We start from the raw sequence: 15,966 nt of genomic DNA, 5'->3' as shown, positions 1-15,966 counted from the left end.
ATGAACGTAGATGGTGCGCTCGCACCCGCGGTCGAATCCATCCTCCGGACCGCTCGGGAACGGACACCCGGCGAGGACGCAGAGCGGATCTCCGTGGACGCGCGTTCGTTTTCGGACGCGCTCGCGGACGCGGAGGAAAACGGACGGGTGCCGCTGATAGCGGAGGTAAAGCCGACGAGTCCGACGACGAACGGTGAACGAACCGACGATCCGGTCGAACTGGCCGAAACGATGGTCGAGAACGGGGCGACGGCCCTGTCGGTTCTCACGGAACCGGAGCACTTCGGCGGCAGTACCGAGAACCTCCGTCGAATCCGCGAAGCCGTGGACGTCCCGGTACTCCGCAAGGACTTCATCGTCAGAGAGGAACAACTGGACGCGGTGGCCGCGGACCTCGTGCTCCTCATCGTCCGCTTCGTGGACGACCTGGAGGGACTGCTTTCGGCGGCCGAAGAGCGCGGCTTTCAGGTCCTCGTCGAAGTCCACGACGAGGAGGAACTCCGAGAGGCGCTCGATGCGGGAGCGACCATCATCGGCGTGAACAACCGCGACCTCGCGCGATTGGAGGTCGATTTGGGAACGTTCGAATCGGTCGCACCCGTGGTTCCCGAGGACACGACGCTCGTCGCCGAAAGCGGTATCACGACGACGGCGGACGTCGAACGAATGTGCGACGCCGGGGCGGACGCCCTGCTCGTCGGGAGCGCCATCATGGACGGCGACGTCGGCGAGAACACGCGGAGGTTGGTGAACGCATGAGCGATACGAACGACATGAACGGAGCGAGCGGAATGAACGAGACGAAGTTCGGAGAGTACGGCGGCCAGTACGTCCCCGAAGTGCTGATGCCCGCAATCGAGGAACTCCAGTCGGCCTACGAGCGCTACGTGCTGGAGAACGAGGACGGCTTCATGGACGAGTTTCGCCGCCACCTCCGCGATTTCGGCGGCCGACCGACGCCGCTCCAGCGCGCCGACGCGCTGAGCGAGCGATACGACCGCGAAGTCTACCTGAAACGCGAGGACTTGCTTCACGGCGGGGCGCACAAACTGAACAACGCGCTCGGACAGGTGCTGCTGGCGAAGTACATGGGCAAAGAGCGCATCGTCGCCGAGACGGGCGCGGGACAGCACGGCACCGCAACCGCGATGGCCGCCTCGTACCTCGACATCGACTGCGAGGTGTTCATGGGCCGCACCGACATCAACCGCCAGCGGCCGAACGTCTTCCGGATGCGAACCCACGACGCCGAGGTCAACCCCGTTGACGTGGGGTCGGGAACGCTGAAGGAGGCCATCAACGAGACCATGCGCGACTGGGCGACGAACGTCGAGGACACCCACTACGTCATCGGGAGCGTCGTCGGCCCCCACCCGTTCCCGAAGATGGTCCGCGACTTCCAGTCGGTCATCAGCGAGGAAGCCCGCGAGCAGATTCGCAAGAAGGCCGGGCGACTCCCGGATAGCGTGGTCGCCTGCGCGGGCGGCGGGTCGAACACCATGGGTGCGTTTCACAATTTCGTCGATGACGCGGAACCACGTTCCGCGAACAGGTCGAGCGGGCACGGCCCGCGAGACGACGAGAGCGTCTCCCTGTTCGCCGTCGAAGCGGGCGGTTCGGGCCTGACTATCGACGAGGACGAGGGCGTCGCACCGCACTCGGCGTCCCTCTCCTCCGGACAGGACGGCGTGCTCCACGGTGCCCGAACGAAACTGCTCCAGAGCGGGGACGGTCAAATCCTCGAATCCCACAGCGTGAGCGCGGGACTCGACTACTCCGGCGTCGGGCCGGAACTCGCCCACCTCGTCGAAACGGGGCGGGTGACGCCCGTCAACGTCGGCGACGACGCGGCCCTCGAAGCCTTCCACCGACTCTCGAAACTGGAGGGAATCATCCCCGCGCTGGAGTCGAGTCACGCGGTTGCCTACCTGGAACGCGCGGCCCAACGCGCCGCGGATGGGTCGAGCGGGCATGACCAGCGAGACGAGGCGGACGAGTTGGGCGATCTCGTAATCGTCAACGTCTCCGGACGCGGCGACAAGGACCTCGATACGGTCATCGAGGAGAGCGCGAAGCGTGGTATCGATGCGGCACCGAGTATGGAGGTGTTTGAATGAGCGAACTCGAAGCCGCCTTTGCGGACGAACCGGCCCTGATTCCGTACGTCGTCGCTGGCGACCCGGGTATCGAAGAGACGAAGGAGTACGTCCGGGCGCTGGTCCGCGGCGGCGCGGACGTCATCGAACTCGGCCTGCCGTTCTCGGAACCCATCGCGGACGGGCCGACGATTCAGAACGCCATCCAGCGCGCGCTTTCCGGCGGGATGACGCCGGACGACTACCTCGAACTCGTCTCGGGGTTGGACGTGGACGTGCCCGTCGTCTGCATGACCTACTACAATCTCATCTACCAGTATGGGGGCCGCGAGGCGCAACGCGCCTCGGAACGGTCGAGCGGTGGCACACCGCGAGACGAGGAAGGCGTCGAAGCGTTCGTCTCCGCCGCCGCCGACGCCGGGGTGTCGGGACTCATCGTCCCCGACCTTCCCGTCGAGGAGAGCGGTCCGCTCCGCTTGGCGTGCGACGAGTACGGACTCGATTTGGTGTTCATCATCGCGCCGACGACGACGGACAGGCGCAAGCGGCGCATCACCGAGCAGGCCTCCGGATTCGTCTACGTGCAGGCCCGAATGGGAACGACGGGCGCACAGGCGGACGTGAGCGGCGACACCCACGACAGCCTCGCACGACTGGCCGAAAGCGACCTGCCGAAAGCGGTCGGCTTCGGCGTGAGCGCGGGCGAACACGCCCGCGAAATCGTCTCGGCGGGAGCGGACGGCGTCGTCGTCGGCAGCGCGCTCGTCGATATCGTCGCGTCCGGCGAGAACGTCGCGGAACGACTCGAATCCAAAGCCGCGGAACTCAAATCCGGGGCACGCGAAGGGGAACAAGAGATACCGGAACCGGAACGAACTTCAAACTAGCTTGCTACAGAGTCACATACAATGGATACAGGAATCACAGCGCGCCTCGACCGAATCGGGCGTGACGGACGCTACGTCATCGTCCCGATGGACCACGGAATCACACTCGGCGCGGTACGGGGTCTGAAGGACATCGAATCGACAATCGACGCGGTAACGCGAGGGGGTGCCGACGCCGTTCTCACGCAGAAGGGAATCGCACCGCGCGTCCATCCGAACAAGAACGACGCGGGCTACATCGTCCACCTGAACGCCTCCACGACCATCGGCCCGGACTCGAACGATAAACGAATGACCGGGACGGTACAGGAGGCTATCGCGGCGGGGGCCGACGCCGTTTCGCTCCATCTCAACGTCGGCAGCAACTACGAACCCAAACAGATCACGGACCTCGCGGAAGTCTGCGACACGGCGAGCAAGTTCGGAATTCCCGTCCTCGCCATGTCCTATGCACGCGGCCCGGGAATCGACGAACACGACGCGGAAAGCCTCGGCCACGCGGTGCGGTTGGCGGAGGAACTCGGTGCCGACGTGGTGAAGACGGCCTACAGCGGCGACGCCGAGAGCTTCGAGCACGTGGTCGAATCGACGCGCCTCCCCGTCGTCATCGCGGGCGGTGCACCCGAGGGCGACAAGGCGACCCTCGAAGCGGTCCGCGGCGCGATGGACGCTGGCGGTGCGGGCGTCTCCATCGGCCGGTCGGTCTTCCAGCACGACGACCCGGAGGCCATCGCACGCGCAGTGACCAGCGTCGTTCACGACGACCTGTCCGCCGAGGACGCGCTGGACGAGGCGGGGCTGTCGGTCGAAGCCTGATTATAGCAGTTCGGGAAACTCCGCGAGCGACGTGAGCGTGTGCGTCGGTTCGTGGGCAGATTCTATCCGTCGGTTTTCGTGGGGAACCCACACGGAGTCGATGCCGAGCGCGTTCGCACCGGCGACGTCCGCCCGCAACGAGTCGCCCACGTGGAGCGCGTCGTCCGGTGCCACGCCGAGGTCGGTCAGCGCCTTCTCGAACGGGGCCGCGTCGGGTTTCGGCGGGACGCCGTTTCGCGGGTCCACGAAGACGAGCGTATCGAACGCGTCGGCGATGCCGAGCGCGTCCAGTTTGACGGTCTGTGTCGCCTCGTCCCCGTTCGTCACGAGTCCGACGTTCGTCTCGCTGGCGGCCGCCAACGCGTCCTCGGCACCGGGTCGGAACGAAACCGCCGAGTGATCGACACACTCCTCGTACGCCGTGGCGAGCGCCGACGCGTGATGGTCCTCGACGCCCACCTCGCGGGCCGCGGCGGCGAAACAGAGTTCGTAGAACTCGTGCGACGTTTCCGCGGTCGGGATGTCGTCCACCGCCTCGATGATGTCGGCGACCGTACAGTACTGTTCGACGGACGCGCGGTCGAACGCGTCCGTGAGGACCGCCTCCTCGTCTTGCTCGGAGACACACAGCGTCGAATCGAGGTCGAAGAGAACGGCATCGAGAGCAGTCATTCGTTAGTGGTGTTCGATAGTGTGATAAAAAGATGTCGAGTGGTGAGCGATGGGGGAGACGAGCGATGGAGAAACGAGTGAGAGGGTGACGAACGGGGGAGTAACGAATGATGGAGCGCCGAGTGATGGAGTGACGAATGATGGAGTGGGACGAACGATGGGTTCCCGCCGATGGCCGTCGATTCGGACGGTCCAACTGTGGTCGTCGTCAACGGCAAATTCGATAGCGGGGAGCAGAGAAGTTGCGGATTCCGCCACGTTCAAGCCGTGGGGCTACGAGCGATTCAGCATGACACGCTCCGTATGGTTGAAGGCCGACGCCTCCGTCGGCGACTGGGACACCCGTCGCAAACGAATCACGGCCGGGTTGGAAGCCGGTGTGGACTGGATTTTGGTGGACGACGGCGACGTCGAGCGCGTTCGAGAACTCGGCGAAGTGAACGTCGCGGCGTTTCGCTCCGAGGGCGACGTGCACGTCTTCGACGCCGAGGACGACGAGCGCAACCGGGCCGACGCTCGAATCGTCGGGAAGGACGGCGAGGGCGACGGGACGGTCGACCTCCCCTCGGATTTCTCCGGCTCCGCCGACCTCTCGACGCTCCGCCGGGAGGACGAAGCCGAGGGAGCCTACGTGAGAATCCTGAGCGAGGAGTACGAAGCGTTCGCCGAGGCAGCGGCCCAGGAAGCCGACTACACCATCGTCGTCGGCGAGGACTGGACCATCATCCCGCTCGAAAACCTCATCGCCCGAATCGGCGAGGAGACGGACCTCGTGGCGGGCGTCACGAACGCCGAAGAGGCCCGAACCGCGTTCGAGACGCTGGAACTCGGCGCGGACGCCGTTCTGCTCGACAGCGATAACCCGGACGAGATTCGGTCGACGGTGGAAGTGCGCGACGCCGCCGAGCGCGAAACGCTGGACTTGGAGTGGGGCGAAGTTCTCACCATCGAACAGACCGGCAGCGCGGACCGCGTGTGCGTCGATACCGGGTCGCTGATGGAACACGACGAGGGCATGCTCGTCGGGTCGATGTCGCGCGGCCTCTTTTTCGTCCACGCCGAGACGGCGGAGTCGCCCTACGTCGCGTCGCGGCCGTTCCGAGTGAACGCCGGGGCGGTTCACGCCTACGTCCGCACCCCCGGCGGCGGGACGAAATACCTCGCGGAACTCCAGAGCGGCGACGAGGTGCAGGTGGTCGATACCGACGGCAAGACCCGCGAAGCGGTGGTCGGTCGGGTAAAAATCGAGAAGCGACCCATGTTCCGCCTCGAAGTCGAGACGGCGGACGGCGACCGCGTGGAGACGCTGCTCCAGAACGCGGAGACCATCAAAGTCGCCACGCCCGACGGACGGAAGGCCGTGACGGACATCGAAGTCGGCGACGAAGTAAAACTGTTCCTGGAGGGAGGCGCGCGACACTTCGGCGAGAGCGTCGAAGAGAGTATTATTGAGCAGTAGCGTCGGCGTCGAGCGGCGACGTACACCACTGACAGAAGTCGAGGTCGGCGTCCACTTTTCGTCCGCAGTTCGGACAGCGCCTCGTCCCGTCGGCAGCCTCTTGGACGGCGCGATTGTTACGAATCGCCGACCAGTAGGCGTCGAGGATGTTACACAGCGAGACGAACAGGACCGGGAGGGTCTGTTGTATGTCGATGTTTTCGCTCGCCTGCATGTAGCCGGACCAGCCGCCGTTCTGGACCGCCTGTATCATCTCCGGAGGGATGAACAGATAAGCGGTGAGGAACGCGAACCCGAACCAGAGGAACGCGCGAAGCCACTCCCGGAGATAGAGATGGCCCGCTCCGGGGTAAACGAACGCGAACAGGGCCGCGAGCCACGGGCGCTTTTTGTTCCGTGTCACTAGTCGTTGATAGCTGGTCGAGCGTGTTAAACCCTTCCGATGCGGCGTTTTGACGGGAATTCGCCGAGGCAGTCAGTTACCGCGCAGTTCGTCGACGAGTTGCGAGAGCGTCGCCAAGTCGTACTGACCGGGGGCGGTCGCATCCGCCAGTTCGAGGGGCGCGTAGCCGATTTTCGACCCGTACAGCGGAACGACGGCCCGCGAGTGACGACCGACTTCGCCCATCGCTATCGTCGCGACGGTTTGCCCGCGCTCCGTGAGGAGGTTCGTGACGCGGAACAGGTCGAGCACGTCGGATTCGGACTGGGCGGTGACGGCGAGTTTGCCCACGTCGGCGTGGTCGGTACAGTTTTCGAGCAGTTCGCGCATCCGTCGCTGCGACGGCGTTTCCTCGAAATCGTGAACCGAGGCGATCACGAGTACGTCGTTGTTCCGCGCGTGCTCGGCGAGGTCCCGTCCGGGGGCCGTAAACAGCGTCTCCAGTTCGAGGTCGATAGCGTCCACCGCCGGGTGGTCGGTCGCTTCGCGGAGTGCATCGAGGCGCTCGTCGCCGGTCGCTTCGCCACCTTCCCACTCGGCGCGATTCGTGGCGATGACTGGCAGTTCGCCGTCGTAGGCGGACAGCATCGAAAGCGGGTCGTCCGCGAGGTCCATCCGGAACTCGACGATATCGGCGTGTTCACGGGCGCGGGGTTCGTCGCCGAGGTCGGCCGTGCTCACAGCGAGCGAAAAGGAATCGACGTCCATATCCGCGACTTCGACCCGCCGAATAAAAGATTACTCGGAATAGGGTTCGTGAGTGACGAAGAATCCGGTTTCGTCCCGCTCCACGTCGCTCACGGCGTACAACCGGATGTCGCGCTCTTGGGCCGTCTTGACGGCGAAATCGTAGTACGTAGCGTCGTACTTGAGGTCGCCGCCGTGGTCGCCGACGAACGCCCGATGGTCGTCGAGTCGCCGAGAGATGACGCTTCGGGAGAGTTCCGGCGTGGTTTCGGCCCGCTCCGCGAACAGTTCGACGAAATCGGGTTCGAGTTCGTACCCCACCGAGTTTCGACCCGCGACCATCGCGGCGAGCGAGGTCGTTCCCGTCCCCCAAAACGGGTCGAGAACGGTGTCGCCGTAGACGGAGAACATCGAAATGAGCCGATACGGCAGTTCGAAGGGAAACGCCGCCGAGCGCTCGCGGAGGTCGCCGTGGTCGAGCAGTTGCTCCTCGCCGCGAACGTCCGTCCAGAGGTCGGAAAACCACTCGTTTCGCTCCTCCCAGAAGTACGAAGACTCGTAGCGATGGTCCACGCCCGGTTCGAACTCGCGGGTGTCGCCGTTCCGGAAGACGAGGAGGTATTCGTGTTCGAGCGCGGCGTAGGCGTTCGGCGGGAGCATCCCCGACCCCATGAACTTCGTCAGGCGGTTCGAGGGTTTGCGCCAGAGGATGTCGGGAAGGGACTTCAGACCGCGCTCCCGGAGGTCGCGGAGAACGTGGGCGTGGTTCGGAAACGACTGAAACGTCCCGTCCACCTTTCGGGTGGCGTCGCCGACGTTTATCACCGCAATGCCGCCGGGTTTCAGCACGCGGACGAGTTCGGCCCAAACGGCGTCGAGTTCGTCGTGCATCAACTCGAACGCCGTATCACCGTCGCCCGCCGAAAGCGCCGTCTCGATTTCGGGATTCGCGTCGGCGAAGAGGTCGTCCCACATCTCTATCATCGGATAGGGGGGAGAAGTGACAACGAGGTCTATCGAATCGTCGGGAAGCGAGGTATCGCGCGCGTCACCGACGTGAATCTCGTGCTCGGTTTCCATTGCGGTAGCTTTCTGAAGCTATCGGCGCAAGATAAAAACCTCTTTTCAAACGCGTCTACAGCGCGACGGTTCCTTCCTCGGCTTCGAGCAGTTCGTGATATCGGTTGCGAATCGTGACCTCGCTGATGTCGGCCACGTCGCTGACCTCGGCCTGCGTCGTCTTCTCGTTGGTCAGGAGCGCGGCGGCGTAGACGGCGGCCGCGGCGAGTCCGACGGGCGATTTGCCGCTGTGGACGCCCTGTTCTTTCGCGTTACGGAGGAGTTCGCGGGCGCGGTGTTCGGCTTCGTCGGAGAGTTCGAGCCCGGACGCGAATCGCGGGACGTAGCTCTCGGGGTCGGCAGGTTTGACTTCGAGGCTGAGTTCGCGCACGACGTAGCGGTAGGTTCGCGCCACTTCGCTTTTATCGACGCGGCTGACCTCGGTGATTTCGTCCAAACTGCGCGGGACGCCGGCCTGGCGCGCGGCGGCGTACACACACGAGGTCGAGACGCCCTCGATGGAGCGCCCCGGCAGGAGGTCCTCGTTCAGCGCGCGGCGGTAGATGACGCTGGCCATCTCGCGCACGTTGTCCGGGAGGCCGAGCGCGCTGGCCATCCGGTCGATTTCGCCGAGCGCCTGCTTGAGGTTCCGCTCCTTGCTGTCGCGGGTGCGGAAGCGCTCGTTCCACTTGCGGAGGCGCTGCATCTTTTCGCGCTGGCGGGAACCGAGCGAGTTGCCGTAGGCGTCCTTGTTCCGCCAGTCGATGTTGGTCGATAGCCCCTTGTCGTGCATCGTGTTCGTCGTCGGCGCGCCGACGCGGGACTTCTCGTTTTTCTCCTTCGCGTCGAAGGCTCGCCATTCCGGGCCGCGGTCCACATTGTCCACTTCGACGACCAGACCGCAGTCCTCGCAGATGGTTTCGCCGTGACCGGAGTCGGCGATGAGCTTACCGCTACATTCGGGGCAGCTCCGTCCCTTCTGCCCGCTTTTCTCTACTTCTGTTTCTTCGCTTCTCGTTCGGATAGTCGTGTTTTGCATGTGCAATACCTCCTCGGTGGGAGAGCGCGTCAGCTACCGGGCAGGAGAATCCTGAAAAACCCGGGCACCGCTAGTCTTAACACGTCGTTAGGACGAAAGGTACTTAAACGATTCGTTTTTCGACCGAGTTGAGTTCGTGAAACACTCACACACGCCGTGAAATAGCCGTCCAGCGTCAGGCCAGCGAAATATTTAAGAATAGGTTTCGACGAGGTAACGAAACGTTTACTCGCTCCCGACCGAACCGCGGGGTGATGGTTTCGAACCGCGTCGTCTCCCTCGCGCCGAGCGTCACCGAAATCTGTCGGGCGCTCGATGCAACGGACCGACTCGTCGGCGTTACCCACCACTGCCGATCCGACGTTCCCGCGGTCGGCGGGTGGCTGAATCCGGATTTCGATGCGGTCGAGGCGCGCGACCCCGACCTCGTTCTCACGACCGACGCGTTACAGGCTGACATGCGCGACGACCTCCGGGACCGCGGGCACCGCGTCGTCCACGTCGAACCGGAAACGCTCCCCGAAGTCGTCGAATCGTTCGCCACGGTGGGACGCGCCATCGGGAAACCGACCGCGGGGCGCGCCCTCGCGCGGCGCGCTCGGAATCGAATCGAGCGGGTTCGCCGACAGGTCGCCGACGAACGACGGCCGGTCGTCTACTGCGAGGAGTGGTCCGACCCGCCGACCGCGGCCGGAAACTGGGTTCCCGATGCGGTTCGGGCCGCTGGCGGCGAGTACCCGTTCGTGCCGTCGGGCGAGCGCTCCCACCGAGTCGATTCGGACGCCATCGAGGACGCGGAACCGGAACACGTCTTCCTCCACGTGTGCGGGCGAGGCGAACGAAGCGACCCCGAAACCGTGCTGTGCCGCGAATGGGACGTTCCCGCACTCGAAACGAGGGACGTCCACGTTCTCGACGACTCCCTGTTGAATCAGCCGAGTCCGCGACTCATCGACGGCATCGAGACGATGGCGCGAACGCTCCACCCGGACGTGGTGGAGTAGCAACGTCCAAGTACGGACGGAAAGGAAAGCCACCATGCACGTCGGCGTTGGCAGTGGAAATCCGGTGAAGGTAGCCGCGGTGGAGTCCGCCCTCGGCGGACGACTCGGCGCGCGGGTCGAATCCGTCCCCGTCGAGTCGGGCGTCGCGGAACAACCGTTCGGCGAAGCGGAGACGATAGCGGGCGCGGAGAACCGCGCTCGGCGCGTCAGGGAGTCGGGTGACGGATACGAACTGGGCGTCGGACTGGAGGGCGGCGTCGCCGAGGTCCCCGGAACCGGCGGCCTCTATCTCATCATGTGGGCCGCCGTGACCGACGGTGAGACGATGGGGCGCGGCGCGGGGCCGCGACTTCGACTCCCGGAACCCGTCGCCCGTCGAATCCGGGACGGGGAGGAACTCGGCCCCGTGATGGACGACGTTCTGGGGGAAGACGACGTGGCGAAAAAGCAGGGCGCGGCGGGCGCGCTCACGGACGGAATCATCGACCGGCAAGAAGCGTTAGAACAGGCGGTCGCCGGGGCGCTCGCCCCGTTCGTCACCGATTTCTATACGTCGTCAGTCGTCGAGTGAAGCGGGTTCCTCGACGGACACGTCGCGCCCCTCCTCGACCGCTTGGGTCAACGAGACGTTGAGCGAGAACATCGACCCGACGCCGCCGACGAGCGTGACGATGTTCTTCACCGCGTGGTCGAGGATGGCCGCACCGAGGGCCACTTCCCACGAAATCGGCGTCAGACCCGCGACGAAGACCGTGAACGCGGCCTCGTACAGGCCGACACCGCCGGGCGAGAGCGGGAGCACCTTGGCGAGGTTGCCGACGCTCACCGCGAAGAAGCCGATGGCGACCAACGTGACGGGGTTGAGCGACACCTTCGGGAACGCCGTCAGGACGAGGATGGCCGTCAGCACGTCGAGCGACCAGATGGCGAGGCTGCTCGCGCCGACGCGGGCGAAGGCCGTCCGGTCGCTCGCCACGGTCTGCACGTCTCCGGTGAACCGCTCGACGATGCCCGCGATGTGATTCGCGTAGGAGTCCGAACTGATCTTCGTCACGAACGAGCGGACGAAGTTGCTGTCGGAGCGGGCGCTGGCCACGATGATGCCGACCGCCGCGATGGCGGCGACGCCGACACCCGCCGCGACGTAGACCGCGGTTCGTGCGGCCTCGGCGTGCTGTGCGCCGGTGACGGCCTGCACGATGTCGGCCGCCTGTCCCGTCACGGTCAGCCCGATGAGGACGACCCCGGCGAGGACGGTTATCGTCAGCAGGTCGAAGACCCGTTCGACCGCGAGCGATGCGAAGCCGGACGGGTACGGGATGTTGCGGCGGGCCTTCATCACGTAGGCGCGCACGCCGTCACCGAGTCGGGCGGGGAACACGAGGTTCCCGGTCTGGCTGATGAATATCGCGCCCGTGAGGAACCCGACGCTTTCCGTGAAGCCGAGTTCTTCGAGGATGTTCTTGTACCGCGCACCGCGAAGCGGCCACGAAAAGACGTAAATCAAGGCCGCGACACCGACGAGCGCGAGGTTCGCGCTCTCCATCTGGGTGAGGACTTTCCCCAGCGGGAGGTATTTCCCCATCAGCACGACGGCGATGATGGTCAACAGGACGCCGACGGCCATGGAGACGCTCCGGGTGATACGCGGTTCGACGGAGAACTCCCACCAGCAGCGACCGATTTGGCTCCCCATCCCGAACACGTCCCGAACGAGGTCCACCTTCGTGTCGCCCTTCGGCGTCCAGTCCACCGAGAACTCCTTGATTTCGTATCCCTTGCGCTGTGCGCGAACGAGGACTTCCGTGTCCCAGAACCAGTGTTTGTCCTCGACGTCGGCCAGCACGTCGAGCAGGGCGGTCCGGTCGAACGCTTTGAACCCGCACTGGTGGTCCCGCAGGTCGGAACGCAGGAACAGTCGTGTCAGACCGTTGAATCCGCGACTCGCAATGTCACGTTTCGCCGGACGGTCGGCGACGTTTTCGGGCATCCAACGCGACCCCGTGGCGAAGTCGTACTCGCCGGAGCGAACGCTCTCGACCAACTCCTCCAAGTGTCGCATGTCCGTCGCCAAGTCCGTATCGAAGTAGACCAGCGTCTCCCCGTTCGCGGACTCGAACGCCCGATTCAGTGCTCCCCCACGACCTAGCCGTTCGTCGCTGTGAAAGTGGCGGACGCGCTCGTCTTGCTCCGCCATTCGGTCCGCGATTTCCGGCGTCCGGTCGTCACAGCCATCTTCAGCAACGATTACCTCGAAGCTATTTGGAGGGAGAAACGATTCCAATGTGTCGAGAGTCGTCTCGACGGTGTTCTCTATCGTCGCCTCCTCGTTGTACGACGGAAGGACGACACTCACCTCTACAGAACCACCGCTCATTATGAAACTGTCTCACCCTCGCACCGTAAGTAGCTTCTGGGCCATGACTGTCAGGATTGCACGTGCGAACCCGCCTACAACCGAGCGTTAACCAACCGTACCAACCACCCCCACGGGAGGAATTATATTCACAAGGATTGAAGAGGAAATCACAAGACGGCGTTGCGTTAACCACTCGTACCAAACCCACTAAGGTCGTATCCTCCCACTATAGGAGTATGAGCACCACCACTGCTGGCACGACCACGCTTACTGACAAACAACAGCGTATCCTCCGGTACCTTCGTGAAAACGGGACGACAAAAACGTACTTCAAATCGCGGCTCATCGGCGACGAACTCGGACTCACCGCGAAGGAAGTCGGCACGAACATGACCGCCATCGCGGAAGGAAACTTCGACGTCGAAGTCGAGAAGTGGGGGTACTCCTCCTCGACGACGTGGAAAGTCAGCGCCTGAGCGAGAACGCGTCGCCCCAGTGGGTTTCATCGCTGATATCGTCGGGACTGTCATCCATCCGTTTCGTCGAACCTGCTTTTATCGGCACGATTTTACCGGCATCGATACGGTCGTCTAACCGGTTCTTCGTCACGTCTCGAACCGGTCAACTCGAACCAATCAAACGGACGGAGATGTTCGAGAGTCGAACGGAAACGCCGGATTTCACGGGTCGAACGAGATCAGATTCGCCGCCTCGCCCGCGAACTGTTCCGCGTTCGCATCGAAAGAGTCAGCGTACCGAACGAGCAAAGTGATGAGCGTCTCCGGGTGACGAACGGCGTACCCGTCTTCACGCGAGAGCAGTCCCTTCTCGTCCAAATCGGCGGCGTACTTGCTCACCGTGGGCCGCGAAACGTCGAGGGCGGCCGCGAGGTCGCCGCCGGTGGCGTCGGGGGTGCGGAGGAGTTCTATCAGCATGCCCCGCGGGGTGTCGCGCCGGAGGTAACTCAACGCGACCTGCTCGAACGCGGAGAACTTTCCGGCGGGGAAAAACCGCCTGTAATCGCCGTCCCGGTGACTCTCGACGACGCCGAGTTCGACGAGCTGTCGCAAGTGATGTTGCGTTTCGCCGGTTCCGAGTTGGAGGTCGTCGCGTACCTTCGAAAAGTGTGCGCCCGGTGTCGTCGTGACGTAGCCCGCAATCGCGTCGCGGGCTTCGCTTCGCTCGCCGCTGTGATTCCCATCAGCGAGCTTCGTCAATGGCGTTGCCGCTCCCAAAACCGCGAAACGGCGGAGCGTCGCACGCTTATTTTCATCGACGTTCCCGGGCTGAACCATCTACACATCCGTACAACTGGGGAACGTAAAACAGCTTCGCTTGACAGACAGTTACAATGACCGAACGGTCGGACCGAAAACGAGTCGGACGGTGGAGGACTGTTATTCGACTTCGGTTTCGAGTTCGCTTTCGGACTCCGAGTCGGGCGATTCTGCTTGGTCGGACTTCATCTCGGCGTCCATCTCCGAGATAACTTCGTCGGCGCTCTTGATGTTCGCCTTGTCTTCGCCTTCCTTGATGGCCTGTGCTTCCTTTTCCATCGCTTCGACGTCCATCTCGGCTTCCTCGTCTATCTGGCCGAGGATTTCGTCGATGTCATCGAGTCCGAGTAGTTCGCGGGTCTCGGAATCGAAGTCGAGGCTTTCCAAGTCCTGCTTGCCGTCGATGGCGACGTCGCTGCCGGTGAGGTGCTTGCCGTAGCGGCCGACGAGCGAGGAGAGCTCCTGCGGCAGGACGAACGTCGTGGACTCGCCCTCGCCGATGGCTTGGAGCGTCTCCATCCCCTTCTCGATGACGGCGCGTTCGCCCATCGATTCGGCGGATTTCGCGCGAAGCACGGTGGAAACTGCGTCACCCTGCGCTTCGAGGATCTGGCTCTGTTTCTCACCTTGCGCGCGGATGATGTTGGACTGCTTGTCACCCTCCGCTTTCTCGATGGCGCTCCGTCGTTCACCTTGCGCTTCGAGAATCATGGCGCGGCGCTTCCGTTCGGCGCTGGTCTGTTGCTCCATCGCCTGCTGGACGTCCTTGGACGGGTTGACTTCACGGACTTCGACGCTCTCGACGCGAATTCCCCACTCGTCCGTGGGTTCGTCGAGTTCGCGGCGGATTTTCGCGTTGATCTCCTGGCGCTTGTTGAGCGTGTCGTCGAGTTCCATGTCACCGAGAACGGCACGGAGCGTCGTCTGGGCGAGGTTCGAGACGGCGCGTTTGTAATCCTCGACTTCGAGGAACGCCTTCTTCGCGTCCATCACCTTGATGTAGACCACGGCGTCGGCGGTCACGGGCGAGTTGTCGCGCGTGATGGCTTCCTGGCGCGGCACGTCGAGCGTCTGTGTCCGCATATCGAAGCGATAGGTTTTGCTAACGAACGGCGGAACGAAGTTGATACCCGGTTCGAGGAGTTTGCGGTACTCACCGAAGACGGTCAGCGCTCGCTTCTCCGTCGCTTGAACGATTTCGACTGCCTGCCAGATGGTGACGACGGCGAGCAGTAACAACAGCAGTGCGACTATCATAAAGCCCCCAGTCATGGGAGCGCTCTGCAGGGGTATTGTGGGCAGCATTACGTTCGGATGTTGGGAGAGATACTTGTTAAGTATTCTGCTACTTTATCCCATATTATTCGACACGAAAGGAGTCGATAATTACAATTCTTCCGTCTCCTTCTCCTTGCCGGCTCGCTCGCGTGCGAGTTCGCGGTCGATGGCGTCCTCGATGAAATCGATGGGTTCGACCTTGACGACGTTACCGCCGCCGGGGTCGATGACCATCACTTCCGTCCCCTCGGGGATTTCACCGTCCATCGACCGAGCGGCGAAGTAGGGGTTGAAGCCGCCGCTTTCCAGTTTCACCTGTCCGCCCGAGCGCGTAACGCGTTCGGTGACGTGACCGGTCGTTCCTTTCAGCGAATCGGAGTCCTTCGTTCGACCGGAGCCTTTGCCACCGTACAGGTCGAGGTTCCGATAGCCGTAGAACGCGAGCGCGCCGAACGCGAGAACGAGGAACGAGAGCACGAACGGCTGGGCGAGCGGCGGAAAGAGGAGGGCGAGCAATCCGGCGAGGAGGAGGGCGATACCGACCACGATAAAGTGTGCACCGGGGATGAGCGCCTCCGCGAACGCGAGCCCTGCACCCGCGATGACGAGTAAAAGCGCAAGCGAATCGAAGGGCGATGCCATGGGTGGGCCTTGGTGTCGAACGATTAAGGGTTTGTGGGTTAGGCGACGCCGGTGACGTGGAGAAACATGAAGACGACAGTCAGAACACCGAGCAGCACGAACAGCACGTTCTCTGCCGAAGGGGACCCCGGTTCGAGAGGTTCGCTCTCGGCGAAAACGTCGGGAGATGCATCGTCGGCATCCTCACCAACATCGTCCACGTCGTACTTCCAGTCGGACATACGTCAGGATACGGGTCCGGTGACCAAA

18 protein-coding genes are annotated in these 15,966 nt (G+C 63.6%); 8 read left to right on the top strand and 10 right to left on the bottom strand.

Annotated elements, in window-relative coordinates; genetic code table 11:
- The 4 genes from trpC to B208_RS0113855 are packed head-to-tail and all read left to right on the top strand — an operon-like array spanning position 1 to position 3,799.
- Complete coding sequence (gene trpC / locus B208_RS0113870) at positions 1-759, top strand: indole-3-glycerol phosphate synthase (protein WP_007979496.1); 759 nt, start codon at positions 1-3, stop codon at positions 757-759.
- Positions 756-2,117 carry a tryptophan synthase subunit beta gene (trpB, locus tag B208_RS0113865; protein ID WP_007979498.1) on the top strand — a complete coding sequence of 454 codons (1,362 nt, stop codon included), beginning with the start codon at positions 756-758 and terminating at the stop codon, positions 2,115-2,117. The genes trpC and trpB overlap by 4 nt, the downstream gene beginning before the upstream one ends.
- Positions 2,114-2,983, top strand: coding sequence for a tryptophan synthase subunit alpha (gene trpA / locus B208_RS0113860; RefSeq protein WP_007979500.1), 870 nt, complete (start codon positions 2,114-2,116; stop codon positions 2,981-2,983). The genes trpB and trpA overlap by 4 nt, the downstream gene beginning before the upstream one ends.
- Before the next feature lie 21 nt (positions 2,984-3,004).
- Positions 3,005-3,799 carry a 2-amino-3,7-dideoxy-D-threo-hept-6-ulosonate synthase gene (locus B208_RS0113855; protein ID WP_007979502.1) on the top strand — a complete coding sequence of 265 codons (795 nt, stop codon included), beginning with the start codon at positions 3,005-3,007 and terminating at the stop codon, positions 3,797-3,799.
- Here B208_RS0113855 and B208_RS0113850 read toward each other — a convergent pair whose 3' ends face one another.
- The gene (locus tag B208_RS0113850; RefSeq protein ID WP_007979504.1) at positions 3,800-4,471 is read right to left on the bottom strand and encodes an HAD family hydrolase; all 672 of its coding nucleotides are present in this window, start codon (positions 4,469-4,471) and stop codon (positions 3,800-3,802) included.
- Positions 4,472-4,760: 289 nt separating this feature from the next.
- Between B208_RS0113850 and B208_RS0113845 the strand changes: the two genes are divergently transcribed.
- Entirely contained in the window at positions 4,761-5,930 is a 1,170-nt protein-coding gene (locus B208_RS0113845) for a 3-dehydroquinate synthase II (RefSeq protein ID WP_007979506.1), read from the top strand.
- Here B208_RS0113845 and B208_RS0113840 read toward each other — a convergent pair.
- The 4 genes from B208_RS0113840 to B208_RS0113825 form a co-directional block, all read right to left on the bottom strand.
- Entirely contained in the window at positions 5,917-6,333 is a 417-nt protein-coding gene (locus B208_RS0113840) for a zinc ribbon domain-containing protein (protein ID WP_007979508.1), read from the bottom strand. The genes B208_RS0113845 and B208_RS0113840 overlap by 14 nt on opposite strands.
- A 72-nt stretch (positions 6,334-6,405) precedes the next feature.
- Positions 6,406-7,080 (bottom strand): type I 3-dehydroquinate dehydratase, encoded by a 675-nt coding sequence (locus tag B208_RS0113835; protein ID WP_007979510.1) that lies wholly within the window; start codon positions 7,078-7,080, stop codon positions 6,406-6,408.
- Between the two features lie 30 nt (positions 7,081-7,110).
- Positions 7,111-8,139, bottom strand: coding sequence for a DNA-methyltransferase (locus B208_RS0113830; protein WP_007979512.1), 1,029 nt, complete (start codon positions 8,137-8,139; stop codon positions 7,111-7,113).
- 55 nt (positions 8,140-8,194) lie between these two features.
- Positions 8,195-9,157, bottom strand: coding sequence for a transcription initiation factor IIB (locus B208_RS0113825; protein ID WP_007979514.1), 963 nt, complete (start codon positions 9,155-9,157; stop codon positions 8,195-8,197).
- A 254-nt stretch (positions 9,158-9,411) separates the two neighbouring features.
- Here B208_RS0113825 and B208_RS0113820 point away from each other — a divergent pair, with 254 nt between their 5' ends.
- Positions 9,412-10,161, top strand: a complete 750-nt coding sequence (locus B208_RS0113820; protein WP_007979516.1) for a helical backbone metal receptor — start codon at positions 9,412-9,414, stop codon at positions 10,159-10,161.
- A gap of 34 nt (positions 10,162-10,195) precedes the next feature.
- The gene (gene yjjX / locus B208_RS0113815) at positions 10,196-10,732 is read left to right on the top strand and encodes an inosine/xanthosine triphosphatase (protein ID WP_007979519.1); all 537 of its coding nucleotides are present in this window, start codon (positions 10,196-10,198) and stop codon (positions 10,730-10,732) included.
- Here the strand turns inward: yjjX and B208_RS0113810 are convergent.
- Positions 10,718-12,538 carry a flippase-like domain-containing protein gene (locus tag B208_RS0113810; protein WP_018128935.1) on the bottom strand — a complete coding sequence of 607 codons (1,821 nt, stop codon included), beginning with the start codon at positions 12,536-12,538 and terminating at the stop codon, positions 10,718-10,720. The two genes, yjjX and B208_RS0113810, sit on opposite strands and share 15 nt — an antisense overlap.
- A gap of 218 nt (positions 12,539-12,756) precedes the next feature.
- Here B208_RS0113810 and B208_RS0113805 point away from each other — a divergent pair, with 218 nt between their 5' ends.
- Positions 12,757-12,996: a DUF7123 family protein gene (locus B208_RS0113805; RefSeq protein ID WP_007979522.1), complete on the top strand. Its 240-nt coding sequence runs from the start codon at positions 12,757-12,759 to the stop codon at positions 12,994-12,996.
- Between the two features lie 204 nt (positions 12,997-13,200).
- Here B208_RS0113805 and B208_RS0113795 read toward each other — a convergent pair whose 3' ends face one another.
- The 4 genes from B208_RS0113795 to B208_RS0113780 all read right to left on the bottom strand — a co-directional run bounded on the left by B208_RS0113795 (position 13,201) and on the right by B208_RS0113780 (position 15,938).
- Positions 13,201-13,815, bottom strand: coding sequence for a winged helix-turn-helix transcriptional regulator (locus tag B208_RS0113795; protein WP_007979526.1), 615 nt, complete (start codon positions 13,813-13,815; stop codon positions 13,201-13,203).
- A 102-nt stretch (positions 13,816-13,917) separates the two neighbouring features.
- Complete coding sequence (locus tag B208_RS0113790; RefSeq protein ID WP_007979529.1) at positions 13,918-15,054, bottom strand: SPFH domain-containing protein; 1,137 nt, start codon at positions 15,052-15,054, stop codon at positions 13,918-13,920.
- Positions 15,055-15,183: 129 nt separating this feature from the next.
- Positions 15,184-15,717, bottom strand: a complete 534-nt coding sequence (locus B208_RS0113785) for an NfeD family protein (protein WP_007979531.1) — start codon at positions 15,715-15,717, stop codon at positions 15,184-15,186.
- 38 nt (positions 15,718-15,755) lie between these two features.
- Positions 15,756-15,938: a DUF7312 domain-containing protein gene (locus tag B208_RS0113780; RefSeq protein ID WP_007979533.1), complete on the bottom strand. Its 183-nt coding sequence runs from the start codon at positions 15,936-15,938 to the stop codon at positions 15,756-15,758.
- Positions 15,939-15,966 lie beyond the last annotated feature (28 nt).

Origin of the sequence: Haladaptatus paucihalophilus DX253 (genome assembly GCF_000376445.1) — an archaeon.
GTDB lineage: Archaea > Halobacteriota > Halobacteria > Halobacteriales > Haladaptataceae > Haladaptatus > Haladaptatus paucihalophilus.
This window is presented reverse-complemented; position numbering and strand designations above follow the sequence as displayed.